This window comes from Citrobacter amalonaticus, from assembly GCF_037053465.1.
GTDB classification, from domain to species: Bacteria; Pseudomonadota; Gammaproteobacteria; order Enterobacterales; family Enterobacteriaceae; genus Citrobacter_A; species Citrobacter_A amalonaticus_H.
In genome coordinates this window covers 30,391-57,390 of record NZ_JBALIF010000010.1, presented here as the reverse complement: position 1 = coordinate 57,390, position 27,000 = coordinate 30,391, and the positions used below count along the sequence as shown (strand labels likewise).

Below are 27,000 nucleotides of genomic sequence, written 5' to 3'. Positions count from 1 at the left end.
AGAAACATGAGCTTTATGCTGGCACTTCCCAAAATCAGCCTGCACGGCGCGGGCGCGATTGGCGATATGGTCAATCTCGTTGCGAATAAGCAGTGGGGAAAAGCGCTGATCGTCACCGACGGTCAACTGGTCAAGTTGGGCCTGCTCGACAGCCTGTTTACCGCGCTGGACGCGCATAACTTGTCGTACCATCTGTTTGATGAGGTGTTCCCGAACCCGACCGAAGCGCTGGTGCAAAAAGGCTATACGGCGTATCAGGACGCGAACTGTGATTACCTCATCGCCTTCGGCGGCGGCAGCCCGATCGACACCGCAAAAGCCGTCAAAATCCTCACCGCGAACCCGGCCCCCTCCACCGCCTATTCCGGCGTAGGCAAAGTGAAAAATCCGGGCGTCCCGTTGGTCGCCATTAACACCACCGCCGGTACAGCCGCTGAAATGACCAGTAATGCCGTCATCATTGACGCTGAACGGCAGGTCAAAGAGGTCATTATCGATCCGAATATCATCCCGGACATTGCTGTGGACGATGCCAGCGTGATGCTGGACATCCCGGCCTCCGTGACGGCGGCCACCGGTATGGATGCCCTGACGCACGCGATTGAAGCCTATGTTTCCGTGGGCGCGCATCCGCTGACCGACGCCAACGCATTAGAGGCGATTCGATTGATCACGCAATGGTTACCGAAGGCGGTCGATGAGGGCCACAACCTGGAAGCGCGCGAGCAGATGGCATTCGGGCAATATCTGGCAGGGATGGCGTTTAACAGCGCGGGGCTGGGTCTGGTTCACGCCCTTGCGCACCAGCCGGGGGCCACGCACAACCTGCCGCATGGCGTCTGCAACGCGATCCTGCTGCCGATTATTGAAAACTTTAACCGTCCAAACGCGGTGGCCCGCTTTGCCCGAATCGCGCAGGCGATGGGCGTTGATACCCGCGGTATGAGCGATGACGCCGCAAGCCAGGAAGCGATTAAGGCCATCCGCGCGCTGAGTCAACGTGTCGGGATCCCGGTGGGTTTCAGTAAGCTCGGCGTCACCAAAGACGACATCGAAGGCTGGCTGGATAAAGCGCTGGCCGATCCGTGCGCGCCATGCAACCCACGTACTGCCAGCCGTGACGACGTGCGCGCGTTATACCTGGAGGCGTTATGATCCGCAAAGCGTTTGTAATGCAGGTGAATGCCGACGCGCACGACGAGTATCAGCGTCGTCACACCCCCATCTGGCCGGAGCTGGAAGCGGTGCTGAAAGCGCACGGCGCACACCATTACGCGATTTATCTCGATAAGGCGCGTAACCTGCTCTTCGCCACTGTCGAGATTGAATCCGAGGAGCGCTGGAATGCCGTTGCCAACACCGAGGTTTGCCAGCGCTGGTGGAAATATATGCGTGACGTCATGCCTGCCAATCCGGATAACAGCCCGGTAAGCGCAGAGCTAAAAGAAGTGTTTTATCTGCAGTAAGTCGTGTGCCCGGTGGCGCAAGCTTACCGGGCCTACGGTTTTTTTGTAGGCCGGATACGCGATAGCGCCACCCGGCAATGTCAATTTTGCTCAGAAACCAAAATCGCCTGGGTGTCAGGCTCCAGCGCTTTAAAGATATGCGCCCGATCGGCGGGGTAACAAATGTAGTCACCCTCCCCTAATTCTTCCGGCGCTTCCGTCAATCCCACCATCGCCTTGCCCTGCGTCACAATAATGTGTTCAACCGATCCCGGCGGATGCGGCTGTGAAATACGATCTGCACCTGGCTGCGTCATCAGCAGATAGATATCACGCCGGGCGCCGGGCGGGCAGGCCGCCAGTAAAATAGCCTGATAATGGGCCAGCTCGGCCACGACTTTTGTCCCTTCGCCACGGCGAATCACCTGCGTTTTTTGCTCCTGCGGTTCCAGCAGGCGCGCAAAGGGAATATCCAACGCCACGCACAGCGACCAGAGCGTTTCCAGGCTAGGATTACCGTTTCCCGCTTCCAGTTGGGAGAGCGTGGACTTGGCGATCCCTGCCCGTCGGGCAATTTCAGCCAGCGACAAACCTGTACGCTGACGTTCACGCACCAGACTTTTCGCGATCATACTGATGGGCTGGGTCATTAACGACTCCGTGTTTTTTATATCGAACGAATTGTTCGACTTGTAAAGTTAACTGGTCCCGTTCATTATAATGGAAATTCGTTCGATATGGCTAAAGTATGAAACACGTCTTCTCCTGTCTGAAAGCTGACACGATAAAAGCGATTTTTCTCGTCTGCCTGGCGGTGGGCGTGGTGGGAATGTCTTATGGTTCACTGGCGATGGCGTATGGCTTCCCGGTCTGGGTGCCGTTTGTCCTCTCCATTTTTGTGCTGGCGGGCGCGTCCGAATTTATGTTCATTGGCATTATCGCCAGCGGTGGAAATCCCTTAGCCGCCGCAGCAGCCGGTTTGCTGGTGAATGCCCGCCATATTCCTTTCGGCGTAACGGTACGTGATCTGGTGGGAACCCGTGCAGCCAGCCTTCTCGGCTGTCACATTATGAACGACGAAAGCGTGGTGTTTGGTTTATCACAAAAAACGCCAGAACAGCGCAAAGCCGCGTACTGGCTGTGCGGCCTGGGCGTTGCCATTCTGTGGCCGCTGGGCACGTTGCTGGGAACCGTGGTGGGGCAACGGTTGCCTGCGCCGGAAACCATCGGCCTGGATGCTGTGTTTCCGGCAATCTTACTGGCGCTCGTCGTCCCGGCATTTAAAAACCGCACCACGCTGATCCGCAGTCTGAGCGGTGCCGCCGTGTCGCTCGCCGCCGTTCCCTTTGCACCGGTGGGTCTGCCGGTTCTGCTCTCCCTGCTGGGTTTACTGACGAGGAAAAAATAATGGGCAACATGACGCTGTTCATTGTCGGGATTGCCATTTTATCGGCAGGAACCTATTTGATGCGCCTCGGTGGCGCAAAGCTGGGTAATCGTCTGGCGCTTTCTGAACGCTCGCAGGCGCTGCTATCCGACGCCGCTACAATACTGCTGTTTTCTGTCGCGCTGGCAACCACCTTCTATGAAGGCGAACATTTTGCTGGTATGGCACGCGTCCTCGGCGTGGCGTTCGCCGTGTTCCTCGCCTGGCGTAAAATGCCGCTGATCGTGGTGATTATTGCAGCGGCGGTAGTCACGGCACTGTTACGGCTGGCGGGGATGGCGTAATTACAGGCCGGATACGCGATCCGGCAATGTGTGTTAATCGAACTGCGCCTCAATCCACTGCGTTAGCTTTTCGGGTTCCGGCAATCGCTGTTGGTCGACGGTAAATACCGGCCCCAGCCGCATCGGCCCGGCGCGTTCTGCCAGGCGCGCCAGTTCAGGCAAATACTCTTCCCCAGGATGGCCCGGTTTACGCGCCTGTAAGCGGGTGGCGTAGCGCGTCACCGCAAGCTCAGGCGTGATGTGGTTCCACACCTCAACCACCTTCTCAACGCCCGCCTGCTGCAAGAGTTGCTGTAACGTCTCCCGCGGCTGAAAGCCAAACCAGGCATCAACCAGCCAGACAATGCTTGCCGGGGCGTGACCGACAATCGACCAGATAACCTCATAGGCCGCACAGCCTAACTGGCGATTGAAGGGCCGGTCGATATCGGTAAATCTCGCCATAAAGGGTTCTTTGATACCGTCAATCGTCAGTTGCGGCAGGCTGAATATTTCTGATAGCTGACGGGTAATTGTGCTTTTACCGGACGCCGGGATGCCGTTAATTAAGATGACCGTTTTGCAGTCCGCCTCCAGGTGTCGTTTCATAGCAGATCAACCACCTCTTCTCTGGAACTCGCCGCCCGCAATTTCGCCATACGTTCATCATTGTCCAGCAGGGCGATAATGGCGCGAATGCCCTCTTCAATATGCGCATTACTGTCCTGCGCGCCAAACATAATGACAATGTCAGCGGCCTCACTGTCAGCAAACTGAATCGGCTTATTGAGCAACACCAGGCTAAAGCAGTTGCGCTTCACACCACATTCTGGCCGGGCATGAGGAATCGCAACGCCTTCATCAAACACATAATATGCGCCGTGACTGAGGGTATTATCGATAACCGCCTGACCATATTCTGCTGAAATATACCCTCTTTCTATCAGTGGGCTGGCCGCGAGTTGAATCACCTTCCGCCAGTCAGTTTCTGCTATGCCAACCTGAATCGCATCGGCCTCAATCAGTAATTCTTTTATCGTCATGACAACTCCCTAAGAGCAAGATAGATCAGGCTCTAAATATTGCGGCGAATAACATTGCGTAATTCATCTATACGGACAAAAAGCGGATCAATTTCTTGCCGGTGCGTTTTACTTTTTGCGTAAACAGACAACGCCCGGTTATATATCAACATTAATTCTTTTTGTATTTCGCCATTGCCAGGATTGCCCTGAAGTTCATCCTCCAGCCTGGCCATTTCTTTTTCCAGGGCGAGAGATTGTTCATCATAATCTTCTGGCGGGTGTTTTTCTTTTTTCCATAGTGATTTCAAAGATTCAAACATAGTGATCTCCCACCCTGATGGATGACAGGGCAATAAAAAACAATTTATTAATTGACGGAGTTATTTAAATAAAGCGATTTTTTCCATTAATACATTTGTTACGGCATTATTCGCAGGAATTAAAAATTTGCGGACGCTGTCATTCACCTTGCCTTTCTCAAACGTATTTTTACACTTATCGACCCACTGCACATTCATTTCTGTGCCGACATTGACTTTATTAATACCCTCGGTAACCGCCAGTCGCATATCATCGTCACTCACCCCTGTTCCACCATGTAATACCAGCGGAACGCCCGTCGCAGCACTGATCTCCTTAAGCCGCTGATGCTGAATTTGCGCTTTTCCGGTATACAGACCGTGTACCGTCCCAACCGATACCGCCAACATGTCGACCTGCGTTTCATCCACAAAGCGTTTGGCATCCTCTACCGTCGTAAAGCAAATATCTTTTGCCGCAACCGCTTTCCCGTCCTCTGACCCACCGATAGCACCGAGTTCGCCCTCGACTGTAATATTTCGCGGGCGCGCCATCTCCACCACGATGCGGGTATTACTGATATTCTCGTCTATTGCCAAATGCGAGCCGTCGTACATCACCGAAGAGAATCCGGCGTTCATCGCCGTCTCAATAGCGCTAATATCAGAACAGTGATCCAAATGCAGACAGGTCGGGATATTCTCGCTTTCCGCCAGCGAGCGTACCGCATCCACCAATAGGCGATAGCCAAGATATTCTGCCGTACCGGTTGAAATTTGAATCATTAACGGACTATTCGTTTTTTGCGCTGCCTTGAAAAAAGCGGGCAGCATTTCGATACAGTGCAGGTTAAAAGATCCAATCGCTTTGAAATTTCTTTCCTGGCCGATTTTCAGGATCTCGTTGAAGTTATACAGACTCATGAACATTTTCCCCTTTTGGCTTAGTTGATTTACCGTTTACGAACCATGCCAGTGCGGCAACAAAAACAATGAATAACGCAACAAACAGCCAGTTATTCTGGAAGGCGTGACCCAATACAAGGCCAGAGCTGATGACGTCTGAATCGCTGAACGTGACGCCGGTGAAACCGTAGGTTTCCAGCATCGGCACCAGAATCGCAGGCAGGAAGGTGATAAACAGACCGTGAACCACACCCCCGATCATCGCCCCGCGACGGCCGCCCAGCGCGTTACCAAAGACACCCGCCGTCCCTCCGGCGAAAAAGTTGGTTAGCAACCCAGGCAGGATCATTGCCAGACCAAACATCGGGAACACCAGCATGCCAATGATGGAACCGACAGTGGTCGCCAGGAATCCCACAATCACGGCGTTGGGCGCATAAGGGAACAGCACCGGGCAATCCAGCGCAGGCTTAGCATCCGGAACGATACGCATGGCGATACCGCGAAACGCCGGAACCAGTTCGTTGAGCAATAAACGCACGCCGCTGTAGAGCACGAAGACACCGGCCACAAACTGAATGGACTGCATGAAGGCAAACATCAGGTAATTAACGCCGCCGGAGAACTGGGCGATATATTCCGGACCCGCTGCCAGTGCCGGAATGAGGTACATCGGCACCATCACTACCGCCATGGCGAGGTAGGTATCCTGTAAGAACTTAAAGTTATCGGGTAATTCGAGATCTTCCGTAGAGCGCGAGCCTTTACCGACAATTTTGGCGACAGCCGCCTGCACCAGGTAACCGATGGTGCAAAAATGCCCCAATGCCACATCATCCGAGCCGGTAATACGTCTGACCACCGGCTGCGCCAGCGCAGGCATCAGCACCGCCATCACGCCACCAAAAATGCCGCCGGTCAGAATCAACGGCAGTCCGGTGAGCCCCGATTTATAGCCAATGACCGCGCCAATAGTCGCCATCCACAATAAGGCTTGTCCCGTCAGGAAGATATATTTCAGCGGTGTCAGGCGCGCAATGATGATATTGACAGCAAAAATCACCATCAGCGTTAACGCCACTTCCGAACCCAGCTCACGATTGGCTAACCCGGCGATAGCGGCCACATCGGTGATGTAGCCTTTCATACCAAATCCCTGTGTGAAAATATCGTTCAGGAAGGTCAGTGTGGCGACAATGATGTTGATCCCGGCCATCATGATTAGAAAACCAAGCAACGTTTTAAATGTGCCTTCTGCGGTTTTTCCCAGAGATTTTTTTTGCAAAATAAGCCCGAGCATCGCGATAAAAGCAATTAATATCGACGCCTGGCCGAGCAAATCTTTTACGATGAACTCAACGACGCTATTCATAATGCGCTACCTTCAGATTACGCTCTTTTAAAAAGGCGATAATTTTCGCTTCAACTTCGTCTTTGTCAGTGAGCTTATTCAGGACCACGACCCTTTTAATTTCCTCTTCACTGGCATCTGCGGTTAAGATGTCTGCAAAGGTTTTTTGCGTCAGGATCATGTCGGATTTAAATGCTCCCGCCTCGGATACCGTGGTATGTTCAATATGAGCAGGAATTTCCAGTTTCTTTAAAACAGCTTTTGCCGTCATTTCAATAGCAAAACTTGAACCGAGGCCGCAGCCACATACGCAAAGGATTTTCAGCATGTAAGGTCTCCTCAAATAATATTGAGTTGTTTGGCAAGTTTGTAATGATGTCCTTCTGTGTCGACCAGACGTTTTTTCATACTTACTAAATCAATCGGAATAGGTTTGTTACTTTGGTTTATTATAATGGCCTTATTTTTCATCCCTGACTGAATACACCGAACCACTTCATTCGCCATAATGGTTCCCTGATAAATTTCTTCACAGGTGGGCTCGCCATTACGTAACCCGTAACCAACAATCGTTTTACGGATTCGCTCGCCAATACGCGGTTCGAGTTGCTTGATCATCGTATCAATCGCCCCCTGAAAGCCGGGAGAGTATTCCCTGGTGTAGCCTTCTGAGCACAGGATAATCACGCTGTTCTGGATCGCCAGTTTCTGTTTCACCCGCTGTGCTAACGTTTCAAGCGGCATCTGGGATTCCGGTATCAGCGCGATATCTGCATTGCACTTAATGGCTGACTGTAACGTCAACTCACCGCAATATCCGCCCAACAATTCCACCATAAATACGCGTCCGGGCAGTGCCCTGCCTGTATTTCGTAACCGTGAAACCTCCTTAATAATCTGTTCGCAGGCTGTAGAAAATCCGATCGTATAATAACTACCGTAAACATCATTATCGATAGTCATTCCCACGCCAAAGCAATTAATATCAAATTCACTGAGGGTATTGAGAAATTGTAAGCTGCCATCGCCCCCCGCCATAATCAGCACATCGATGCGTAGCGACTTAATTTTTTTCGCAATCGCTTCATATTCGCTGTGTTGTAATTTACGAGTCGTTCTTCCCGAGGTAATGATCGGGATTGCCGCGATAGAAAAATCAACCAAATCACGCCAGGTTATCTCATGGTGGTTTTTCTCCAGCAGACCTGGAATTCCTCCATTAAATAACGTAATTTCTGCATCCGCGAGTTTGGCGATCTGGAATATAAAATTATTAATTCCAGAAACGTCTCCACCACTAATGACAATACCCATTTTCATCGTGTTTCCTCCGAAGCATCCGTGGAAACATTTTTCCCTGAGTTCAAGACTGTCATTTGCAACGAAGATCACAATATGCCGATAATTTTGCCCATCGCTGGTATTGACAGTACTTATATCACCGCATTATTTGTGATCAATATCTCGTTTTAAAATAGCGACAGCATTAACACTTATTTTTTAATTTATTTAGTTTTCATTGAGTTAATGTCACAGGGGAAACCCTTCCTTTTTAAATTGTTATTACGTCCGGCAGGCTGTTTTATGAAAATATAAAAATGTGATTAAGCCCCCATTTTTATTTTTGGTGAAGAGTAAAGGGCGGGAAAAAGGCGGCGAGAAAAAATAGCAAAAACAAAAAAAGCGCCTCAGGGGCGCTCTTTCGACGATAGAGATGAACTTATTTCAGCAGTTCGGCAGTCATGTGGACACGGTTACCGGTATAAGCCTGAGTGATTTTGTATGAGCTTGCACCGGCCTGTTCAGCCTGCGCAGCGATTTTGGCTTCTGCGCTTTCCAGAGTAGAACCGGTTGCGGTAACTGACTGGGCAGCGAAAGAACCGAAAGAGGTAGCGAGAGCGATAACTGCGACAAAAGTTTTGATGTTTTTCATGGTATAAACCCTTTAGTTTAGTTGTTTGAGTAAGGCACTGTGCCTTGATGTGATAAATAATAGGCTGTTACTCAGACAACTAAAAGCGGAAGGATTTGCCAATCTTACTCAAATTAATTGAATAAATTTTATTCGGCAATCAAACGCTGTGGATGGGTATAGATAGTCGCCCTTCCGGGCTTACAAAACCCCACCAGCGTCAAATTGCAGCGTTCTGCGACCTCGATGGCCAGGGTCGTGGCAGCGGAGACAGCAAAGAGGATCTCAACACCGCACATCGCCGACTTCTGCACCATTTCATAGCTCGCACGACTGGAAACCAGCGCCGCGCCCGGAACCCAGCGTTCACCTTCGACGGCACGACGGCCGAGCAGTTTATCCAGCGCCACATGACGACCCACATCTTCATGCCCGCCCGCCAGTTCGCCCGAAGGCATCATCCATGCCGCCGCATGCGTACACCCGGTGAGTTGGCCTACGGGCTGGAAATCATGCAGATGCTGTAAAGCGCGATCGAGGTTCGCAAGATGAAACGTCTGGGTAAACGCCAGCGGTGGCACCGGTTTGCCAATGTCGTTGAGCTGTTCAACACCGCACACGCCGCAGCCGGTTCGTCCGGCGAGCGCACGACGGCGTGCTTTCAGCCCCATAAAACGGCGACTGGAGAGCTCAATCTGGACTTCAATACCGTTGCAGGAAGGGACCACCTCCATCCCGAAGATCTCGCGCGGGCTCTCAATAATGCCTTCCGACAGCGAAAATCCGATCGCGAAATGCTCAAGATCCTTTGGCGAGGCCATCATGACAACGTGAGAAATACCGTTGTAGACCAGCGCAACGGGCACCTCTTCGGCTACCTCATCAGGCTGAGGGTGCTGTAAATCCTCACGTTTCCAGAGGTTAATCCGGCGGAAGCTTGTGACATTTATCACATTTTCAATTTCTTTTGGATGTATCTTATTCACTTTCTTTTAACCGTATAAGAACACGCATACCAACATTGTGGTATTCTGTCACAAGCCCCTCCTGGAAGGAGGGAATTGACCCAATTCTGGACCTTTGCGGTCCCGTCCGCAAAGAAAAATAACAACCACTCCCCGAACGCTCGCGACTATGAATGTGAAAGGGATGTGACAATGTCGAAAAGGAGCAAACCATGCAGGTCAGCAGAAGGCAGTTCTTTAAGATCTGCGCTGGCGGTATGGCAGGCACCACGGCGGCGGCACTGGGCTTTGCGCCCGGCGTAGCGCTAGCGGAAACACGGCAATACAAACTGCTGCGCACCCGCGAAACCCGTAACACCTGCACTTACTGTTCCGTTGGTTGTGGGCTGTTGATGTACAGCCTCGGCGACGGTGCGAAGAACGCCAAAGCATCTATCTTCCATATCGAAGGTGACCCGGACCATCCGGTCAACCGTGGCGCGCTCTGCCCGAAAGGGGCCGGTCTGGTGGACTTTATCCACTCCGAAAGCCGCCTTAAATTCCCGGAATACCGTGCGCCAGGCTCTGACAAATGGCAGCAGATCAGTTGGGATGAGGCATTTGACCGCATCGCGAAGCTGATGAAAGAAGACCGTGATGCCAACTATATTGCGCAAAACGCAGAAGGCGTCACCGTTAACCGTTGGCTGTCGACCGGGATGCTGTGTGCGTCTGCGTCAAGTAACGAAACCGGCTTTTTAACACAAAAATTTGCCCGCGCGCTCGGTATGCTCGCGGTCGACAACCAGGCGCGTGTCTGACACGGACCAACGGTAGCAAGTCTTGCTCCAACATTTGGTCGCGGTGCGATGACCAACCACTGGGTCGACATCAAGAACGCCAACCTCATCGTGGTGATGGGCGGTAACGCCGCTGAAGCACACCCGGTCGGGTTCCGTTGGGCGATGGAAGCGAAAATTCACAACGGCGCGAAGCTGATTGTGATCGATCCACGTTTCACGCGTACGGCGTCGGTGGCTGATTTCTATGCTCCAATCCGTTCTGGTACTGACATTGCCTTCCTGTCAGGCGTGATGCTGTACCTGCTGACTAACGAAAAATACAACCGCGAATACACCGAGGCCTACACCAACGCCAGCCTGATCGTGCGTGAAGATTTTGGCTTCGAAGATGGCCTGTTCACCGGCTATGACGCGGATAAACGCAAGTACGATAAGAGCTCCTGGAACTACGAGCTGGACGAAAATGGCTTCGCCAAACGCGATACCACGCTGCAACACCCGCGCTGCGTCTGGAACCTGCTGAAACAGCACGTCTCCCGCTATACGCCGGAGGTGGTGGAAAACATCTGTGGTACACCAAAAGCGGACTTCCTGAAGGTCTGTGAGTACATCGCAGAAACCAGCGCGAAAGACAAAACCGCGTCGTTCCTGTATGCCCTCGGCTGGACGCAGCACTCCATCGGTTCGCAGAACATCCGTACCATGGCGATGATCCAGTTGCTGCTGGGCAACATGGGGATGGCTGGCGGCGGCGTCAACGCCCTGCGCGGTCACTCCAACATTCAGGGGCTGACTGACCTGGGGCTGCTGTCGCAAAGCCTGCCGGGTTACCTGACGCTGCCGAATGAAAAACAGCCGGACCTGCAAACGTATCTGACCGCCAACACACCGAAACCGCTGTTGAAAGACCAGGTCAACTACTGGGGCAACTACCCGAAATTCTTCGTCTCATTGATGAAGGCTTTCTATGGCGACAAAGCTACAGCCGAGAACAACTGGGGCTTTGACTGGTTGCCGAAGTGGGATAAAGGGTACGACGTCCTGCAATACTTCGAGATGATGAAAGAGGGTAAGGTCAATGGCTACATCTGCCAGGGCTTCAACCCGGTCGCCTCATTCCCGAACAAAAACAAGACGATTGCTTCTCTGTCTAAACTGAAGTACCTGGTGACCATCGACCCGCTCAACACGGAAACCTCCACCTTCTGGCAAAACCACGGTGAGTCGAACGATGTGGATCCGTCGAAAATCCAGACTGAAGTGTTCCGCCTGCCCTCCACCTGCTTCGCCGAAGAGAACGGTTCAATCGTCAACTCGGGTCGCTGGTTGCAGTGGCACTGGAAAGGCGCGGATGCCCCGGGGATAGCGATTACTGACGGTGAAATCCTCGCCGGTATCTTCCTGCGTCTGCGCAAGATGTATGCCGAACAGAGCGGCGCCAACCCGGAACAAGTGCTGAACATGACCTGGAACTACTCCACCCCACACGAACCGGCATCGGAAGAAGTGGCGATGGAGAGCAACGGGAAAGCGCTGGCCGATCTTATCGATCCGGCAACCGGTGCGGTGATCGTGAAGAAAGGCCAACAGCTCAGCTCGTTTGCTCAACTACGCGACGACGGCACCACCTCCAGCGGTTGCTGGATTTTTGCCGGTAGCTGGACACCGGAAGGCAACCAGATGGCTCGTCGCGATAACGCCGACCCGTCGGGACTTGGCAATACGCTGGGCTGGGCATGGGCATGGCCGTTGAACCGCCGCATCCTCTACAACCGTGCGTCCGCTGACCCGCAGGGCAACCCGTGGGATCCGAAACGCCAGATCCTGAAATGGGACGGTGCGAAGTGGAGCGGGATGGATATTCCTGACTACAGCGCCGCCGCGCCGGGCACCGACGTCGGGCCGTTCATCATGCAGCCGGAAGGAATGGGACGCTTGTTTGCCCTCGACAAGATGGCGGAAGGACCGTTCCCGGAACACTACGAGCCGTTTGAGACGCCGCTGGGAACTAACCCGCTGCACCCGAACGTTATCTCTAACCCCGCCGCCCGTATCTTTAAGGACGACGCAGAAGCGCTGGGTAAAGCCGATAAGTTCCCGTATGTCGGGACCACTTACCGTCTGACCGAGCACTTCCACTACTGGACCAAGCATGCGCTGCTTAACGCTATCGCACAGCCGGAACAGTTTGTGGAGATTGGTGAGAAGCTGGCGAATAAGCTCGGCATCGCCCATGGCGATACCGTGAAAGTCTCCTCTAACCGTGGCTATATCAAAGCCAAAGCAGTGGTGACCAAGCGTATCCGCACGCTGAAAGCAGACGGCAAGGATATCGATACCATCGGTATTCCTATTCACTGGGGCTACGAAGGCGTGGCGAAGAAAGGGTTTATTGCTAACACCCTGACGCCGTCCGTGGGTGATGCTAACTCACAAACGCCGGAATTTAAGTCCTTCCTGGTGAACGTGGAAAAGGTGTAACGGAGACGACTTATGGCTTATCAAACACAAGACATTATCCGTCGTTCCGCGACTAACGGTCTCACCCCCGCGCCCCAGGCGCGGGACTTCCAGGAAGAGGTGGCGAAGCTCATTGATGTCACCACCTGTATTGGCTGTAAAGCCTGTCAGGTGGCGTGTTCAGAGTGGAACGATATCCGTGATGAAATTGGCAGCAACGTCGGGGTGTATGACAATCCGGCGGATTTAACCGCCAAATCCTGGACGGTGATGCGCTTCTCGGAAGTGGAACAGAACGACAAACTGGAGTGGCTGATCCGCAAGGATGGCTGTATGCACTGCGCCGATCCGGGCTGCCTGAAGGCGTGTCCGGCAGAAGGGGCTATCATTCAGTACGCCAACGGCATTGTCGACTTCCAGTCTGAGCAGTGCATCGGCTGCGGCTACTGCATCGCCGGTTGCCCGTTCAACGTGCCGCGACTGAACCCGGAAGACAACCGCGTCTACAAATGTACGCTGTGCGTTGACCGCGTGAGCGTCGGACAAGAACCGGCCTGCGTGAAAACCTGTCCAACGGGGGCCATCCACTTTGGTACCAAAGAGGATATGAAAACGCTGGCGGGCGAGCGCGTGGCCGAGCTTAAGACCCGGGGTTACGACAACGCAGGTCTGTACGATCCGGCAGGCGTGGGTGGCACACACGTGATGTATGTGCTGCATCACGCTGACAAGCCGAATCTGTACCACGGTTTGCCGGAAAACCCGGAGATCAGCGCCACCGTGAAATTCTGGAAAGGTATCTGGAAGCCTCTCGCCGCAGTCGGCTTTGCCGCGACCTTTGCTGCCAGCATCTTCCACTACGTCGGTGTCGGTCCGAACCGTGCGGAGGACGAAGAGGACAATCTGCATGAAGAGAAAGACGACGAGGTGCGCAAATGAAAAAACGTGACACCATCGTGCGCTACACCGCGCCGGAACGCATCAACCACTGGGTCACCGCTTTCTGCTTCGTGCTGGCGGCGGTGAGCGGGCTGGGCTTTTTCTTCCCGTCCTTCAACTGGCTGATGCAAATCATGGGAACCCCGCAACTGGCGCGAATTCTGCACCCGTTCGTGGGCGTCATCATGTTTGCTTCGTTCATCATCATGTTCTTCCGTTACTGGCACCACAACCTGATTAACCGGGATGACATTTTCTGGGCGAAGAACATTCGTAAGATAGTCGTCAACGAAGAGGTGGGTGACACCGGGCGGTATAACTTCGGTCAGAAATGCGTATTCTGGGCGGCGATTATCTTCCTGGTTCTGCTACTGGTAAGCGGTGTGATTATCTGGCGTCCGTACTTTGCGCCAGCATTCTCCATTCCGGTGATCCGCTTCGCGTTAATGCTGCATTCATTTGCCGCCGTCGCGCTGATTGTGGTTATCATGGTGCATATTTACGCCGCTCTGTGGGTGAAAGGTACTATTACCGCCATGGTGGAAGGCTGGGTGACACGCTCCTGGGCGAAGAAACATCACCCGCGCTGGTACCGTGAAGTTCGCGAAAAACAGGATAAGACCCTGCCATAAGCAGAGGACGATCGTGAAGCGATAATAAAGCGCCGGAGACTATGTTTCCGGCGTTTTTTTAAGGATGTTTTTTTAGTTTTGACAACTTTTTGACAACTTTATACAGATAACAGACCAACCGGCGTTGCGGTCGCATAAGAATGGAGTCGATTCTTAAGACAAGGAGACGTACCGTGAATCTTAAACACTTCTTCGCCGTGCTGACGTTAGGACTGCTTGCTACCGCAACATGGGCACAGCAGCAGCCTGCGCCAAAAGTCGCCATTAAATCCGAACTGGCGTCCCCGCTCATTCTGGAAAACAGCCAGGACAAAAACTACCTCAAAGTGTCGCTGACGGGTTTTCCGTTGCATGCGACAAAACGCAGCCCGATCAATCTTGCGCTGGTCATTGACCGCTCTGGCTCCATGGGTGGCGAGCGCATCGCACAGGCAACCGAAGCCGCCGTAATGGCGGTAAATACCTTAAGCGCACAGGACACGCTCTCCGTAGTGATTTACGATGACGTGGTGGATGTCATCGTGCCTGCGGCTAAAGTTGGCAACAAAGAGATATTAATTAGCCACATCCGGGAACAACTGACCGCGCGCGGCGGTACCGCGCTGTTTGCCGGGGTCAGCCGCGGTATCAAAGAAACCAGTAAATTCCTCGATAAAGCCCATGTTAACCGCATCATTCTGCTGTCTGATGGACAGGCGAACGTCGGCCCCTCTTCCACCAGCGAGCTGGCAGAGCTGGGCAAAATCGCCGCCCGCAAGGGGATTGCCATTACGACGATGGGTATTGGCGAAGGCTACAATGAAGATCTGATGGCGGCTATTGCCCAGTATAGCGATGGCAATCATGTGTTTGTGCAGAACACCGACGCGCTGGAAAAAGCCTTCGCTCATGAGTTTGGCGATGTAATGTCCGTCGTCGCGCAGGATGTGGTGGTGCAAATTAACGTTGCCGACAACGTTAAGCCGCTGCGCCTGCTGGGACGTGAAGGCGATATCCGCGACAATACGGTCACGGTGAAACTGAATCAGCTTTATGCCAACCAGGAGAAATATGTCCTGCTTGAAGTCCTGCCAGCGAAAGGCCACGCCACACAAAGCCAGACGCTCGCCGAGGTTAACGTCAGCTATAACAACCTTGCCACCGGTCAGAAAGACCGCTGGGATGACAAAATGACCGTCAGTTACACCGCCTCCGCCAGCGACGTGCAGAAGGCGCAAGTTGAAGACGTCGTGGTCGATTCCGCAATTCAAAAATCGGCGCTTCAGAATGAACAGGCGTTACAGCTTATTGACCAGGGGAAAATGGAGGAAGCAAAAGCGGTACTGCGGGACAGCGCCGATGCGTTAAATTCCCTGCCCGTCAGTGCGCCCGCCGCCAGGATGAAAGCACAGGAAAGCGCTGCGGAAAACCTTCAGTTGCTTGAAAAGATGCAAAGCGACAGCAAAGAGGCCTCGCGCAAGTCACTGAAAGAACAGAGCTATAAAACGAAAAACCAGAGTTCGAAATCGAACTGATCCACAAGGAGTGCTGGATGCTCAGACGCAAGCTGATTTATCTCGTCATTACACTGATGTTTTTTATTCTGCTTGCGTATCTGGGTGTTCGCACGCTGGAGCATGAGATCTTACTGCGCCAGTACCAGACACAGACACTGGCAAAAGCGCAAACCGCCAGCGTCATCGCTGACATCAACGCCATCCTGCAACGAAAAGCCTCGCGTCTGCATGCGATCGCCGATTTTATCAATCCCGCAGATGATTCATCCCTCAGTGCACTCAAAGGGAACGACAGCGATATGGCCGATCTCTTTATCCTGCGCAAAAACCAGTTGCTCTACCCTGATGAACGCCAGGCGTTAAGCAACGATGAAAAAGAGTGGGTACGCCAACTGACCCCGCTGGTGAACGATCCCAGTCAGTTAGCCAGCCACATGATGCACAGCGAGGAAGAAAAACCGCAATCCGGTTGGTTTATCAGCTTTGAAACTCAGGAGCCGTTGCTGATTTACTGGCGACAAAAAGACGATGCCATCATCGGTTTTCGTCTCTCTTATGTACAACTGATGATGGACATCGCGAATGGCGTTCAGGTGAGTCAGGCTGGGCCACGAGATATCGTTCGTCTGACAGAAAACGGTCGTCAGCTTTATCAAAACGCGCAGGCGGATCTGCGTCAACTCACGTTACTCGATTCCCGCACGCTGGAGTACCCGCTCACTACGTGGCAAATCAGCGTCTATGGCGTAAGCACACCGCCCTGGAATGTCTGGTTATGGGGTAGCGCGCTGATTATTTTGCTGTTGGCCGCCGTTGCCCTGCTGCTTTTTTCACTATGGCGGGAATATACCCGCGCGGCACGACAGGCGCGTCAGCAGGTCGATTTTGTCAGTCAGGTATCGCATGAGCTTAAAACGCCTCTGACCAATATTACGCTGTATGCCGAACTACTGCGCGAAGGACTGGATGACGAACAAACGCGCGAAATGCGCTATGTCGATGTCATTACTCAGGAGGGGCAGCGGCTATCACGGCTTATCCAGAACATCCTGACGTTTACGCGAGCACCGAAGCTGCATCTTCAGCCGGTCGATATTCCCTTCCTGATGACGGAAATTGCGCAGGTCTTTACGCCCGCGCTGGAGGCAAAGGGAATGACAATTCAGATAAGCTGCCCTGAAAATCTGACATTGCATAGCGATCGCGACGTCATCACGCAAATTGTCAGCAATTTTCTGAGTAATGCTGAAAAATATGCCGCCCAGGGCAAACGCGTTGACCTGACGGTTGAAAACACGGCGGGAAAGACAGAGATAGCCGTTCGCGATTATGGTCCTGGTATCGCGGAGAAAGAGATGAAGATGATTTTCCGCCCGTTCTATCGGGTCAAGTCAACCCTGACGGAAGGTGTGTCAGGCACCGGTATCGGTCTGACCATCGCCTGCCAGCTTGCACAGCGTTTGCAAGGTAGCACTCACGTGACGGCAGCCCATCCCGGCGTCCGTTTTACGTTAATCCTGCCGCAAGGATGAAAACATGAAAATACTGATTGCCGAAGATGACGCTCATATCCGCCAGGGCCTGGTAGATGCCCTGTCGCGTGAAGGTTATACGTTAATCGCCGCCGCGGACGGCCGTGCCGCGCTGGACAGCTATCACCGTGATAAACCGGACTTCGTGCTGTTAGACATCATGATGCCAGAGATGGATGGCTACACGGTGTGCCGGGAAATTCGCCGTCATAATGAACACATTCCCATTGTGTTTCTCTCCGCCAAAGATGAAGAGATCGACCGGGTTGTTGGGCTGGAACTGGGTGCAGATGACTATATCAGCAAGCCATTTGGTATACATGAACTGCGGGCACGAATAAAAACCATTGCCCGACGTTGCTTAAACCACACTGCCACGCAGCCTAATCTCAGTTTTGCATTTGGCGATCTCACAGTGTATCCGAACGAGCTGTGCGCCTGGCGCGGTGAGCAAAAACTGGAGCTGACGCTACGGGAGGTCCGTATTTTAAGCTGTCTGGAGCGCCATCAAAATCAGGTGGTTACACGCGATATGCTGTTTGATGCCGCGTGGGGATACGACTACCTGCCCAACAGCCGCACCCTGGATCAACATATTTCGCGGCTACGTAAAGTCATCGAACGGGACGCCAACCACCCCCAGCTAATCCGAACGGTGCATGGTCTGGGGTATCGATATCAGGTATCGTAACGCGCACATTGCGATGTCACCGGTATATCCCGCAGGCCAATTGCGGTTATCATTAAGACATTCACCCGCGCGGGCGCGAGAAGCCCGTCAAATCACAGAGCGGATTACACAGCGTTAAATCCGCCAAACCAGGAAGTGACTGAATGAGCATTCGTATCATCCCGCAAGATGAGCTGGAAAAGAGCGAGAAACGCGCGACGGATATGATTCCACCGTTATTATTCCCCCGGCTCAAAAACCTATATAACCGTCGCGCCGAGCGTCTGCGCGAACTGGCGGAAAACAACCCGCTGGGCGACTATCTGCGCTTTGCCGCGCTGATCGCGCATGCGCAGGAAGTCGTGCTGTATGACCATCCGTTACAGATGGACCTGACCGCCCGCATTAAAGAAGCTAACGAACAGGGTAAACCGCCGCTGGATATCCACGTTCTGCCGCGCGATAAACACTGGCATAAGCTGCTGCACTCACTGATTGCCGAACTGAAACCCGAGATGAGCGGCCCAGCGCTGGCAGTGATCGAAAATCTGGAAAAAGCGTCCGAACAGGAGCTTGAGCAGATGGCCAGCGCGCTGTTTGCCTCTGATTTTGCATCTGTCAGCAGCGATAAAGCGCCGTTCATCTGGGCCGCGCTGTCGCTGTACTGGGCGCAAATGGCCAGCCTGATCCCAGGAAAAGCCCGCGCAGAATATGGCGAACAGCGTCAATACTGCCCGGTGTGTGGTTCGATGCCGGTTTCCAGCATGGTGCAAATTGGCACCACCCAGGGACTGCGCTATCTGCACTGCAACCTGTGTGAAACGGAGTGGCATGTGGTTCGCGTAAAATGCAGCAACTGCGAACAAAGCCGCGATCTGCATTACTGGTCGCTGGATAATGAGCAGGCGGCGATCAAAGCCGAAAGCTGCGGGGACTGCGGGACGTATCTGAAGATCCTCTATCAGGAAAAAGACCCGAAAGTGGAAGCCGTGGCCGACGACCTCGCATCACTGGTGCTGGACGCGCGCATGGAACAAGAAGGCTTCGCCCGTAGCTCCATCAACCCGTTCCTGTTCCCGGGTGAAGGGGAGTAAACGCCTTCAACGTATGATACCGGGCGGTGCTTACCGTCCGGTCTGCAACTGATAAGGCGTAATGACGCCCGGGATCCCCGCAAAATCCCGGATGTTGCGCGTCACAAGCGCAAACCGATGAATCTGCGCAGTAGCCAGAATGATCGCGTCCGGAAGTTTCATCCTGTATTCCTGCCTGAGATTCACGCTTCGCTCAGCAATTTCCGGTGATACACCGATGATGTTGAACGCACTCAACGCCACGCGCGTACGATATTCCTGATGGTATTTTTTTGCCCCCACCATCACTTCCATCCAGGTGATCAGGCTGATGGCATTTTGCGGCGGATACGCTTCCAGTACCCGCTGCGCTTCCTGGTGCCCGCTGAATAAATCAATCAGGATATTGGTATCGAACAGCGCAGGTTCCTTGTGCATTACCATTCCTCGCGCAGCGTCCTCTGATACTCTACGCCGTCTTCCTCACAGCCCTGCCAGAGCCCCAGCGCATTGGAAATTGTGATTTCAGCCTGGCCTTGCCTTTCAAGGTACTGTTCAACCGCTTCGCGCAGCAATTCGGCGCGTGGAAGGTTGCGCTGCTGCTTGAGATCATCAAGGCGTTTGATCATCTCATCGGATAAGTCGAGTAATATTCTGCCCATGTCCATTCCAGCCATCATGCTCACATATACCTCCAGTATATCAATGGCGAATAATTTTCAAACAACATACACCGTCGGCAAGCGGGGAAAAAGCGATCTCCGCCATGACTCTCTCTTTTGCGAGGCGCTTTCCAGAATTTCACCCTGACCAAAAACCACCATTCTCTTTCACGAAAAACCAGGTTATAACACTGTATATTCATACAGATTTAAGGGATTAAGAAAATGGCGCTTGAAAACGGTATCGCACAACAGGTCGAGGAATTTATCGCGGCGGGTCGCCCTTCTGCGCGTCGGCAACGTATTGATGATCGGAGGGCGGGCTATGTCGCCAGTACCGTCCTCGCGGGAGAGACGGAAACGCGCGTAGAGGTCAGGGATGTTGAGCTGGAGGGAATGACGCTGCGCGTCGTATCGCCGCGCCACGCTTCGGGCGCTTTGCCCTGCGTTATCTACTATCACGGCGGCTGTTTTGTAAGCGGTGGCTTCGCGACCCATGATAATCAGTTACGGCAACTGGCGTATGCCAGCGGTTGCCGGGTAATTGCCATACAATACCGCCTCGCGCCAGAACACACGTTTCCTGCGGCGCATGACGATGCCGAAAAAGGCGCTCACCTAATCTGGCAATACGCCGAGAAACTGGGCATCGATCGTCAGCGCATCACGCTGGCCGGAGACAGCGCGGGCGGACACCTGGCGCTGGTCACCGCATTGCGCCTGAAAGCAGCAAAACAGTGGTTGCCCGCACAACTTATGTTGATCTATCCGATGCTTGACGCGACCGCCAGTTGTGAAAGCTATAACCGTAATGGTCTGGATTACATTATTACCCGCGATACGCTGTTAACCGGATATGAATGGTATCTCCCCCACACCGATCGCCAGCACCCCGAAGCCAGTCCGCTCTGGCGGGATGACTTCAACGGTTTACCGCCGACCCATATCATCACTGCTGAATATGATCCGCTGTGCGACGAAGGCGAAACACTCTACCAGCGGCTGACGATGCAGGGCGTTGATTGCACCTGTCAGCGCTATCTCGGCGTGATTCACGGATTTTTCCAGCTCGGCGGCATCAGCCATGCGGCACGCAACGCGATGCAGGACCTCGCCTGGCGGGCGGGAATGCTTCGCGAAAAAACGGTGGCCGATAAAGCGTACGCCTACTCCTCCTCGTTTCCGCCTTCTTCATAGGGGCCAAACGGTTTGGCGGGCAGAACGATATAGATTCCTTCAAAGATGGCGCCGGTTGTCTCATCGCCCAGCAGTTCGACCTGTAACTGGACGCGGGCCTTTTTCCCGCGCGCCAGGCGGTCGAGATCGCCGCTCAACGACCCCAGATCGGCAACGGCAGACGGCCTGCCACTAATAGGCTTGCTGTAGCGAATATGCGCGTCGGCAAGAATAATGGTCCCACCCAGATGGCGCTCGCGCAGCATCAGCCAGATAAGCCCCCAGCCGGTTAACGTCGCCAGCGAAAACAAACTTCCGGCAAACAGCGTGTGATGCGGGTTTTGATTGCCGGTCTCCGGCATCGTGGTAATGAACTTTTGTCCGGTATATTGCTGGATGCGTACACCCATTTTTTCGCTGAGCGGAATGTGTTCATACCAGGCCTGCTGAAGCTGCCCGCACCAGTCGCCGCGATGCAAAATGTCGTCGAGCGAGGCAACGGGTTTGATCATTAAAAAATGGCGAACCGGTGTGGTTTGTGGCGTGGTGATTTCACCCTGATTGACGAACCCCAGTTTGGCGAAAAATTCGACTGCGTCTTCGCGAGCGCTACAGGTCACGCGTTTAACGCCTTCCTGACGGGCGACTGATTCCAGCGTCATCGCCATCAGCGTTCCGAGCCCCTTCTCCTGTACCGTTGGGTCAACGGCCATAAAACGGATTGAGGCCTCGTTATCGGCATTGATGTATAAACGACCGACAGCCACCAGGTTGCCCTCTTCATCCACCACCATCTGGTGATGCGCCATCGCGTCCCAGGCATCGCGCTCGGAACCTTTGGGTTGATGTAGCGGCTTGCGCAACATCTCCCAGCGAAACTGATAGTAACGCTCTAATTCTTCTTCTGTTTGCGGTACTCGAAGGTGATACATAGCGGTACTCTCTCTTGTTACTCGCGGCCACGCCGGAAGCTGATTCATACCTGTAACCAGAACGTTACGGGGCCATCATTCACGAGCGAAACCTGCATATCCGCAGCGAAACGCCCTGTTTGCGTATTCATCTCCTGCTGGCGGCAGCGTTCGACAAAATAGTCGTACAGGGCTTCAGCGCGCTCCGGCGTTGCTCCTTTAGAAAAACTCGGGCGCATGCCGCGTTCGGTATCCGCCGCCAGCGTAAATTGCGAAACCACCAGCACGCTCCCGCTAGCTTGTTGCACGTTGAGGTTCATTTTGCCTTCGGCATCGCTAAAAATTCGGTAGCCGAGTACGCGTTCGCACAGGCGATTCGCTTTCTGCTCGTCATCATCCTTTTCGACACCTAACAACACTAAAAGTCCTGAGCCAATTTCACCCGTCACTTCGTCCTCCACGGTGACGCTGGCACGGGTTACGCGCTGAATTAATGCAATCATGGTTGGTCTGCTTCTTCTGCGGCTAGTTTGAGTTTGCGGTATTCCCCGAGAGTGACAGTTATTTCCGCGCCAAGCAAGACGATACACCAGGTCCAGTACACCCAGACAAACAAAATTGGGACCACGGCCAGAACGCCGTAAATGAGCTGATAAGACGGGAACATGGTGATATAAAGCGCGAATCCCTTCTTTCCTGCTTCGAAAAGCAGGGCGGCAACAAAGGCACCGACAATCGCATCGCGGTTTGGCACCCGCGTGGTGGGAACTACGCTGTAGAGCAGCCAGAATGACAGCCAGGAGAGAATCAGTGGAAAGAGCCGCAGAACATTATCGATCACCGTATTGAGTTCGCTGGCCCAGCGTAACGAGAGAAGATAAGAGCTGATGGCAAGGCTCGCCCCGGCCAGCAGCGGCCCAAGCGTCAGAATCATCCAGTACACGGCAAAGGAATACACTTTCGGTCGCGTACGCGTGCTGCGCCAGATGGTATTCAGTGCGCTATCAATGGCATACATTAACAACAGCGCGGTGACTATCAGCCCACACGCCCCTACCGCCGTCATTTTATTGGAGTTGGCGACAAACTGTTCGATGTAGCGTTGAATCACATCGCCTGTTGCTGGTATGAAGTTGGCAAAAATGAAGTGCCTTAGCTGGATGCTGACATCAGAAAACATGGGAAACGCCGCGAAAAGAGCGAAGATGACGGCGACCAGCGGCACTAATGATAACAATGAGACATAGGCAAGATTCCCTGCCAGCGTCGTCATGTTATCTTCATCAATACGCTTCCAGAGTAGTTTTAGCCAGGCCCAAATTGGTCGGGTATGGTGCCTGGCTTTTTGATGCACCGTTTTTAGCATAACAACGTCGCGAAATAGTCCGGGATGGTGGTTTTGTCGGTCACCAGAATGCTGGTAATCCCCAACTGGTTGGCCCCTTCTATATTATCGGCATTATCGTCAAAAAAGACGGTCTCATCCGGCGAAAAACCTTCCTGGTGTAAAACGTGCTGATAAATACGCGCTTCTGGTTTGCGCATACCCAGCTCCTGCGACAAATAGATGTGATCCGCGGCGCCACGAATTTCCGGATATTCCTCCGGCCAGAACGTCGTATGCAGCCGGTTGGTGTTCGACAACACCACCACACGGTGCCCCTGCTCACGCAATTTACGCATGATGTCAATAACTTCCGGGCACAGCGCGACAAAAACAGCCTGCCAGCCGTGAGAGAACTGTTCATAGCTCAGCGACAAATCCATCTCATGACACAGGGCTTCGGCAAACGCTTCGTCGGTGATTTCGCCACGTTCATGCTGCTGGAAAGCCTCTCCCATCCTGAAATTTTGCTTTAGCGACGCCAGCGGTACACGGCTTAGATCGCTCCAGGTCCCTAACACGCGGTTAAAGTCGATATCGACAATCACATTACCTAAATCAAAGATATAGAGCATGTCCCTCTCCTTACTTGCCGTGGATGAATAACTGTAGCGGGAAAGGCGCAATTTGACTATGGACCCATTGGGGAAAAGATGAATGAAAAAAGGCGATGCCGTTAAGCATCGCCTTGTCCTGAGATAACCACTATTGGGTTATCAGAAGCTGTATTTCACCCCGAGCATAGCAGAGGTATCGCTGTAACTGTTGTCGCCCATCTGCTGTGCAACGTTACCCCATACCTGCAGACGTGGGTTGATTTGCCCTTCGATACCCACTTTCAGCTCGCTGATATTGCGCGTACCGCTAATTTCGTCCTTGATGGAGCCCATCTGTACGGTTTGGTTATTGGTATTGTGGATCCAGTTCGCTTCAATAAACGGCTGGAACTCACGGCCTTTATCCACATCTTTCGCCGCGTGGCCTTTCAGGTAAGCACGCACGCCAAGACGAGTCATCAGGTTGCCGTCCGTTTTGTCTTTCACGACCGTCCCGTTGTGTTCACGGTGTGTATCGGCCTGCACATCCATCCAGATGACCTGTGCTTTCGGTTGGATCCAGTAAGTTTTGTTCTCACTTTCGCCGACCAGGAAGCTGTAACCCCCTTCAACAGACGCCGTTATACCATCCGATTTGTAGCTTTCGCTGGCCAGATGATCGCCGCGAACGGTGTTATCAAACCAGTTGTACAGCACCCAGCTATCCAGATAGGTACCGGTCTTATCCGCTTCGTTGGCGTACCAGGTCGCGTATAAACCTACGCTGTAACCATCGACCTGACCACGAGAAGCGTAGCCCGTGGCGTTACTGCGGGTTTTACTTTTCTGGTTGGCATAACCGGCCATTGCGCCCAGATGCCAGCGATCGAGGCCGTCGCTGCTCCACTGCGCCAGGTCGCCGCCTAACTGCAGAACATAACGGTTAGCGGTGGTTTTCAACTGTCCGCTGCCGTCGGTGAAGCGGTTATGGCCACCGACATTACGCATCCACATGGTGGTGACTTTTTCTTCACCGGTCAGCATATCGGTATACTGGGTTTCGCCCAGACGGTCATGAAGACGAGTGATGAACATCGTGTTCGCCGCATAGTTGTTCGCCAGATAGCTACCAAACTCAGGACGATACTGGTGTTCAATAGGGTCTGGGGTGGGTACCGGCGGCGTAGGCGGCGTCGGGTCGACCGGATCCGGATCGGGTTCTGGCTCCGGATCGACCGGCGGCGGCTCAACGGGCGGCGGCTCAACCGGTGGTGGATCAACCGGTGACAGTTGGCTGGTCAGATACCAGTCGCTGTCTTTCTTCACCACGTTATAATCATACGCACCTGCTACGATACGGCCTGCTTTCGTGAACGTACCGTCAGAGTTGCCTGCAACTTCAACGATCTTAATCCCGTCAACGGTTTGCTCACCAACCCCGCCAATGTTGTTAATACCGACATTGGTGTTGCCTGAGGTATCGCCCTGCACGATGAGTTTATCGGTGAAAGAGGTGTCCCCTTCCAGTACGGTGTTCAGCACTAACAGCGCATTGGTACCGATGTAGTTACCTATCACCGTCAGCGTTTTGAAGGTTCCCCCATCGTCGCGTGACACACCGTCAGAACTGTAGCTCAGGGTCGATTGATCCAGCGTCAGGTTGGAGACGATAGAGTTCCCTGTCATCGTCCATTGGCTGCTTGCGCCTTTCATGTTCAGATCCAAAGAACCATGATAGGACGCGTTAGCATTCTGTTGTGAAGAGTCGGCTTTTCCTACGAAGTGGCTACCCTCTTCCATACGCAAATCCATGGTGCCGCCATAATAAGCACGTAAATCGCCCTTAATGTCGTACACCCCGGAGTCAGCGCTATCGGAAGCGTAATCCCATGAACGCACAACAGCCTGGGAACCATACGCGTAAATAGCATAAGCGCTACTATCGGCCACCTGAATTTTCGTATTACCACCAAGGTTCACGGTTGCTGATTCAGTGGAAGAATAGGCGTAAACGCCATGAGCAGTGGTTCCGGAGGTTGCTAAATCAACGTTATTCAGGTTGATGGTTCCTTTACGGCCCGCATACACTGCATGTGCGCTTCGACCTGACGTCGAGACGGTAGCAGTGCCATTGAGCGTAATATCTGCATTTCCTCTTGCGGTTCCTGTCAGTTGTGCCGGATCTCTGCCAGCATAAATACCGTAACCTGTATTCATGCCCCCAGGCCCACGTGTAACAATATCGGTATCACCATGTATGATAATGGATGACTGGGCGTTATCTTTATTCGCAGATGCGTTAGCACGTAACCCCATTCCATTTTCAGCATCTACGGTCACATCACCATTAACTTCAACAATAGAATAATCCGCCTGGAGTTCGCGACCGATATTTATCCCATCAGCGCTCCCACCTTTTGCGGTGATATAAATATTATCGGCAACCAGCTTACCACCTGCGTTTTTTGAATGGATACCGTCTGCCGCAGAGCCTGTTGTGTTGATAACAAGGTTTTTAAATTTATAGCCAGTATTATCAATATAAACGCCCCATCCGGTTAACCCGTTGGTGGAACCGTCTGAAGTCGTGTCAATACGTACTTCATCAAATCCACTGTAGTCTCTTCCCGCTCCGCCAAGTGGATTGCCGTAGTGATAGATTGTAGTGTTGTCGCAAAAGAGTTGTGCTGTGGTGCTATAGCTACAAGCCGCAGCAACCTGCCCGCTAACGCCTCCGAGAGCCAGCGCACTGGCGATACAGAGTGCTAATTTCCCCGGCGAGGGTGGTTTGCATTTCATTTTTTGTTTTGACATAGGAATACCTTTTCCGTACTACTCTTTCTTCGGATAAGAGCGTAAACAACGAAGTTAAAATAAATTTATTAAAAGCAAAGCGGGTTCATTATTCTTTAATAGATTAAAGATTTACTTACCTTGAAATTTATGAGCCTTTTCCTTTTCGCGATTAATACAATTATTTAGATATTCTGTCAACGGGTCATAGAATGAGGTGAGAATAGATTACTCAAACTTCCATTCATTTATTTATAAAATTCCTGGGTATTCTTTTACGGAATTAAATAGCGATTAAAAAGGTTTATAAATCAATAGGCACACAACGCGGTTATTTAGAA

At 52.8% G+C, this 27,000-nt stretch carries 29 protein-coding genes; 12 read left to right on the top strand and 17 right to left on the bottom strand.

The annotated features are described in order from the left end of the window. The first annotated feature begins 6 nt into the window (after window positions 1–6). Entirely contained in the window at window positions 7–1,155 is a 1,149-nt protein-coding gene (gene fucO / locus WB371_RS16710; RefSeq protein ID WP_336221159.1) for a lactaldehyde reductase, read from the top strand. Further along, window positions 1,152–1,466, top strand: coding sequence for an L-rhamnose mutarotase (rhaM, locus tag WB371_RS16705; protein ID WP_336221158.1), 315 nt, complete (start codon window positions 1,152–1,154; stop codon window positions 1,464–1,466). Before fucO ends, rhaM begins: the two co-directional genes overlap by 4 nt. 80 nt (window positions 1,467–1,546) lie before the next feature. Here rhaM and WB371_RS16700 read toward each other — a convergent pair whose 3' ends face one another. Beyond that, on the bottom strand, window positions 1,547–2,095 hold the full coding sequence (locus tag WB371_RS16700; RefSeq protein WP_336221157.1) for an XRE family transcriptional regulator: 549 nt from the start codon (window positions 2,093–2,095) through the stop codon (window positions 1,547–1,549). Between the two features lie 98 nt (window positions 2,096–2,193). Here WB371_RS16700 and WB371_RS16695 point away from each other — a divergent pair, with 98 nt between their 5' ends. Further along, window positions 2,194–2,853: an AzlC family ABC transporter permease gene (locus tag WB371_RS16695; RefSeq protein ID WP_336221156.1), complete on the top strand. Its 660-nt coding sequence runs from the start codon at window positions 2,194–2,196 to the stop codon at window positions 2,851–2,853. After that, window positions 2,853–3,176, top strand: a complete 324-nt coding sequence (locus WB371_RS16690; protein ID WP_336221154.1) for an AzlD domain-containing protein — start codon at window positions 2,853–2,855, stop codon at window positions 3,174–3,176. Before WB371_RS16695 ends, WB371_RS16690 begins: the two co-directional genes overlap by 1 nt. A 33-nt stretch (window positions 3,177–3,209) precedes the next feature. Here WB371_RS16690 and WB371_RS16685 read toward each other — a convergent pair whose 3' ends face one another. The 9 genes from WB371_RS16685 to fdhD form a co-directional block, all read right to left on the bottom strand. Continuing rightward, on the bottom strand, window positions 3,210–3,764 hold the full coding sequence (locus WB371_RS16685; RefSeq protein ID WP_336221153.1) for an AAA family ATPase: 555 nt from the start codon (window positions 3,762–3,764) through the stop codon (window positions 3,210–3,212). Beyond that, window positions 3,761–4,198: a PTS sugar transporter subunit IIA gene (locus WB371_RS16680; protein ID WP_336221152.1), complete on the bottom strand. Its 438-nt coding sequence runs from the start codon at window positions 4,196–4,198 to the stop codon at window positions 3,761–3,763. The genes WB371_RS16685 and WB371_RS16680 overlap by 4 nt, the downstream gene beginning before the upstream one ends. A 32-nt stretch (window positions 4,199–4,230) precedes the next feature. Further along, window positions 4,231–4,500 (bottom strand): hypothetical protein, encoded by a 270-nt coding sequence (locus WB371_RS16675; protein ID WP_336221151.1) that lies wholly within the window; start codon window positions 4,498–4,500, stop codon window positions 4,231–4,233. Between the two features lie 60 nt (window positions 4,501–4,560). Beyond that, window positions 4,561–5,403 carry a class II fructose-bisphosphate aldolase gene (locus WB371_RS16670; RefSeq protein WP_336221150.1) on the bottom strand — a complete coding sequence of 281 codons (843 nt, stop codon included), beginning with the start codon at window positions 5,401–5,403 and terminating at the stop codon, window positions 4,561–4,563. Beyond that, window positions 5,390–6,757: a PTS sugar transporter subunit IIC gene (locus WB371_RS16665; protein WP_336221149.1), complete on the bottom strand. Its 1,368-nt coding sequence runs from the start codon at window positions 6,755–6,757 to the stop codon at window positions 5,390–5,392. The genes WB371_RS16670 and WB371_RS16665 overlap by 14 nt, the downstream gene beginning before the upstream one ends. After that, window positions 6,750–7,064 (bottom strand): PTS sugar transporter subunit IIB, encoded by a 315-nt coding sequence (locus WB371_RS16660; RefSeq protein ID WP_336221148.1) that lies wholly within the window; start codon window positions 7,062–7,064, stop codon window positions 6,750–6,752. Before WB371_RS16660 ends, WB371_RS16665 begins: the two co-directional genes overlap by 8 nt. Window positions 7,065–7,075: 11 nt before the next feature. Further along, a complete protein-coding gene (locus WB371_RS16655) occupies window positions 7,076–8,056 on the bottom strand; it encodes a 6-phosphofructokinase (RefSeq protein ID WP_336221147.1) in 981 nt (326 codons plus the stop codon). A gap of 400 nt (window positions 8,057–8,456) precedes the next feature. Further along, entirely contained in the window at window positions 8,457–8,669 is a 213-nt protein-coding gene (locus WB371_RS16650) for a DUF1471 domain-containing protein (RefSeq protein WP_044328139.1), read from the bottom strand. A gap of 128 nt (window positions 8,670–8,797) precedes the next feature. Then, a complete protein-coding gene (gene fdhD / locus WB371_RS16645; RefSeq protein WP_336221146.1) occupies window positions 8,798–9,634 on the bottom strand; it encodes a formate dehydrogenase accessory sulfurtransferase FdhD in 837 nt (278 codons plus the stop codon). A 191-nt stretch (window positions 9,635–9,825) separates the two neighbouring features. Here fdhD and fdnG point away from each other — a divergent pair, with 191 nt between their 5' ends. The 7 genes from fdnG to fdhE all read left to right on the top strand — a co-directional run bounded on the left by fdnG (window position 9,826) and on the right by fdhE (window position 19,218). Next, window positions 9,826–12,876 carry a formate dehydrogenase-N subunit alpha gene (fdnG, locus tag WB371_RS16640; protein ID WP_336221145.1) on the top strand — a complete coding sequence of 1,017 codons (3,051 nt, stop codon included), beginning with the start codon at window positions 9,826–9,828 and terminating at the stop codon, window positions 12,874–12,876. 12 nt (window positions 12,877–12,888) lie between these two features. After that, entirely contained in the window at window positions 12,889–13,794 is a 906-nt protein-coding gene (gene fdxH, locus WB371_RS16635; protein WP_336221144.1) for a formate dehydrogenase subunit beta, read from the top strand. Next, on the top strand, window positions 13,791–14,426 hold the full coding sequence (gene fdoI / locus WB371_RS16630; RefSeq protein WP_336221143.1) for a formate dehydrogenase cytochrome b556 subunit: 636 nt from the start codon (window positions 13,791–13,793) through the stop codon (window positions 14,424–14,426). Before fdxH ends, fdoI begins: the two co-directional genes overlap by 4 nt. 140 nt (window positions 14,427–14,566) lie before the next feature. Then, on the top strand, window positions 14,567–15,940 hold the full coding sequence (locus WB371_RS16625; RefSeq protein WP_420704058.1) for a vWA domain-containing protein: 1,374 nt from the start codon (window positions 14,567–14,569) through the stop codon (window positions 15,938–15,940). Window positions 15,941–15,957: 17 nt separating this feature from the next. Next, entirely contained in the window at window positions 15,958–17,454 is a 1,497-nt protein-coding gene (locus WB371_RS16620; RefSeq protein ID WP_336221141.1) for a HAMP domain-containing sensor histidine kinase, read from the top strand. Window positions 17,455–17,458: 4 nt separating this feature from the next. After that, a complete protein-coding gene (locus tag WB371_RS16615; RefSeq protein ID WP_336221140.1) occupies window positions 17,459–18,145 on the top strand; it encodes a response regulator transcription factor in 687 nt (228 codons plus the stop codon). Window positions 18,146–18,288: 143 nt separating this feature from the next. Next, entirely contained in the window at window positions 18,289–19,218 is a 930-nt protein-coding gene (gene fdhE / locus WB371_RS16610) for a formate dehydrogenase accessory protein FdhE (protein WP_336221139.1), read from the top strand. A 30-nt stretch (window positions 19,219–19,248) separates the two neighbouring features. Here fdhE and WB371_RS16605 read toward each other — a convergent pair whose 3' ends face one another. After that, window positions 19,249–19,635, bottom strand: a complete 387-nt coding sequence (locus WB371_RS16605; RefSeq protein WP_336221138.1) for a type II toxin-antitoxin system VapC family toxin — start codon at window positions 19,633–19,635, stop codon at window positions 19,249–19,251. Next, complete coding sequence (locus WB371_RS16600) at window positions 19,635–19,877, bottom strand: CopG family transcriptional regulator (RefSeq protein ID WP_336221237.1); 243 nt, start codon at window positions 19,875–19,877, stop codon at window positions 19,635–19,637. The genes WB371_RS16605 and WB371_RS16600 overlap by 1 nt, the downstream gene beginning before the upstream one ends. Window positions 19,878–20,084: 207 nt before the next feature. On the opposite strand from WB371_RS16600, the gene WB371_RS16595 reads away from it, so the two are divergent. Beyond that, a complete protein-coding gene (locus WB371_RS16595; RefSeq protein WP_336221137.1) occupies window positions 20,085–21,056 on the top strand; it encodes an alpha/beta hydrolase in 972 nt (323 codons plus the stop codon). Here WB371_RS16595 and fabY read toward each other — a convergent pair. The 5 genes from fabY to WB371_RS16570 form a co-directional block, all read right to left on the bottom strand. After that, window positions 21,026–21,967: a fatty acid biosynthesis protein FabY gene (gene fabY, locus WB371_RS16590; RefSeq protein WP_336221236.1), complete on the bottom strand. Its 942-nt coding sequence runs from the start codon at window positions 21,965–21,967 to the stop codon at window positions 21,026–21,028. The two genes, WB371_RS16595 and fabY, sit on opposite strands and share 31 nt — an antisense overlap. Before the next feature lie 44 nt (window positions 21,968–22,011). Beyond that, window positions 22,012–22,449 (bottom strand): D-aminoacyl-tRNA deacylase, encoded by a 438-nt coding sequence (gene dtd / locus WB371_RS16585; RefSeq protein WP_336221136.1) that lies wholly within the window; start codon window positions 22,447–22,449, stop codon window positions 22,012–22,014. Beyond that, window positions 22,446–23,312 (bottom strand): virulence factor BrkB family protein, encoded by an 867-nt coding sequence (locus tag WB371_RS16580; protein ID WP_336221135.1) that lies wholly within the window; start codon window positions 23,310–23,312, stop codon window positions 22,446–22,448. The genes dtd and WB371_RS16580 overlap by 4 nt, the downstream gene beginning before the upstream one ends. Continuing rightward, on the bottom strand, window positions 23,306–23,905 hold the full coding sequence (yihX, locus tag WB371_RS16575; protein ID WP_336221134.1) for a glucose-1-phosphatase: 600 nt from the start codon (window positions 23,903–23,905) through the stop codon (window positions 23,306–23,308). Before yihX ends, WB371_RS16580 begins: the two co-directional genes overlap by 7 nt. 141 nt (window positions 23,906–24,046) lie before the next feature. Further along, window positions 24,047–26,680 (bottom strand): autotransporter outer membrane beta-barrel domain-containing protein, encoded by a 2,634-nt coding sequence (locus tag WB371_RS16570; protein ID WP_336221133.1) that lies wholly within the window; start codon window positions 26,678–26,680, stop codon window positions 24,047–24,049. Between the last annotated feature and the right edge of the window lie 320 nt (window positions 26,681–27,000).

Bases quoted from the DNA above. Each gene is read 5' to 3' on its own strand.
- WB371_RS16675 (WP_336221151.1), bottom strand. From the start codon at position 4,500: ATGTTTGAATCTTTGAAATCACTATGGAAAAAAGAAAAACACCCGCCA.
- fdhE (WP_336221139.1), top strand. From the start codon at position 18,289: ATGAGCATTCGTATCATCCCGCAAGATGAGCTGGAAAAGAGCGAGAAA.
- WB371_RS16700 (WP_336221157.1), bottom strand. From the start codon at position 2,095: ATGACCCAGCCCATCAGTATGATCGCGAAAAGTCTGGTGCGTGAACGT.
- WB371_RS16600 (WP_336221237.1), bottom strand. From the start codon at position 19,877: ATGATGGCTGGAATGGACATGGGCAGAATATTACTCGACTTATCCGAT.
- WB371_RS16650 (WP_044328139.1), bottom strand. From the start codon at position 8,669: ATGAAAAACATCAAAACTTTTGTCGCAGTTATCGCTCTCGCTACCTCT.
- WB371_RS16695 (WP_336221156.1), top strand. From the start codon at position 2,194: ATGAAACACGTCTTCTCCTGTCTGAAAGCTGACACGATAAAAGCGATT.
- fdoI (WP_336221143.1), top strand. From the start codon at position 13,791: ATGAAAAAACGTGACACCATCGTGCGCTACACCGCGCCGGAACGCATC.
- WB371_RS16580 (WP_336221135.1), bottom strand. From the start codon at position 23,312: ATGCTAAAAACGGTGCATCAAAAAGCCAGGCACCATACCCGACCAATT.
- WB371_RS16680 (WP_336221152.1), bottom strand. From the start codon at position 4,198: ATGACGATAAAAGAATTACTGATTGAGGCCGATGCGATTCAGGTTGGC.
- WB371_RS16660 (WP_336221148.1), bottom strand. From the start codon at position 7,064: ATGCTGAAAATCCTTTGCGTATGTGGCTGCGGCCTCGGTTCAAGTTTT.
- yihX (WP_336221134.1), bottom strand. From the start codon at position 23,905: ATGCTCTATATCTTTGATTTAGGTAATGTGATTGTCGATATCGACTTT.
- WB371_RS16625 (WP_420704058.1), top strand. From the start codon at position 14,567: ATGGAGTCGATTCTTAAGACAAGGAGACGTACCGTGAATCTTAAACAC.
- dtd (WP_336221136.1), bottom strand. From the start codon at position 22,449: ATGATTGCATTAATTCAGCGCGTAACCCGTGCCAGCGTCACCGTGGAG.
- WB371_RS16665 (WP_336221149.1), bottom strand. From the start codon at position 6,757: ATGAATAGCGTCGTTGAGTTCATCGTAAAAGATTTGCTCGGCCAGGCG.
- WB371_RS16655 (WP_336221147.1), bottom strand. From the start codon at position 8,056: ATGAAAATGGGTATTGTCATTAGTGGTGGAGACGTTTCTGGAATTAAT.
- WB371_RS16595 (WP_336221137.1), top strand. From the start codon at position 20,085: ATGGCGCTTGAAAACGGTATCGCACAACAGGTCGAGGAATTTATCGCG.
- fabY (WP_336221236.1), bottom strand. From the start codon at position 21,967: ATGTATCACCTTCGAGTACCGCAAACAGAAGAAGAATTAGAGCGTTAC.
- WB371_RS16605 (WP_336221138.1), bottom strand. From the start codon at position 19,635: ATGCACAAGGAACCTGCGCTGTTCGATACCAATATCCTGATTGATTTA.
- WB371_RS16620 (WP_336221141.1), top strand. From the start codon at position 15,958: ATGCTCAGACGCAAGCTGATTTATCTCGTCATTACACTGATGTTTTTT.
- WB371_RS16690 (WP_336221154.1), top strand. From the start codon at position 2,853: ATGGGCAACATGACGCTGTTCATTGTCGGGATTGCCATTTTATCGGCA.
- fdxH (WP_336221144.1), top strand. From the start codon at position 12,889: ATGGCTTATCAAACACAAGACATTATCCGTCGTTCCGCGACTAACGGT.
- fucO (WP_336221159.1), top strand. From the start codon at position 7: ATGAGCTTTATGCTGGCACTTCCCAAAATCAGCCTGCACGGCGCGGGC.
- WB371_RS16615 (WP_336221140.1), top strand. From the start codon at position 17,459: ATGAAAATACTGATTGCCGAAGATGACGCTCATATCCGCCAGGGCCTG.
- WB371_RS16685 (WP_336221153.1), bottom strand. From the start codon at position 3,764: ATGAAACGACACCTGGAGGCGGACTGCAAAACGGTCATCTTAATTAAC.
- WB371_RS16570 (WP_336221133.1), bottom strand. From the start codon at position 26,680: ATGTCAAAACAAAAAATGAAATGCAAACCACCCTCGCCGGGGAAATTA.
- rhaM (WP_336221158.1), top strand. From the start codon at position 1,152: ATGATCCGCAAAGCGTTTGTAATGCAGGTGAATGCCGACGCGCACGAC.
- WB371_RS16670 (WP_336221150.1), bottom strand. From the start codon at position 5,403: ATGAGTCTGTATAACTTCAACGAGATCCTGAAAATCGGCCAGGAAAGA.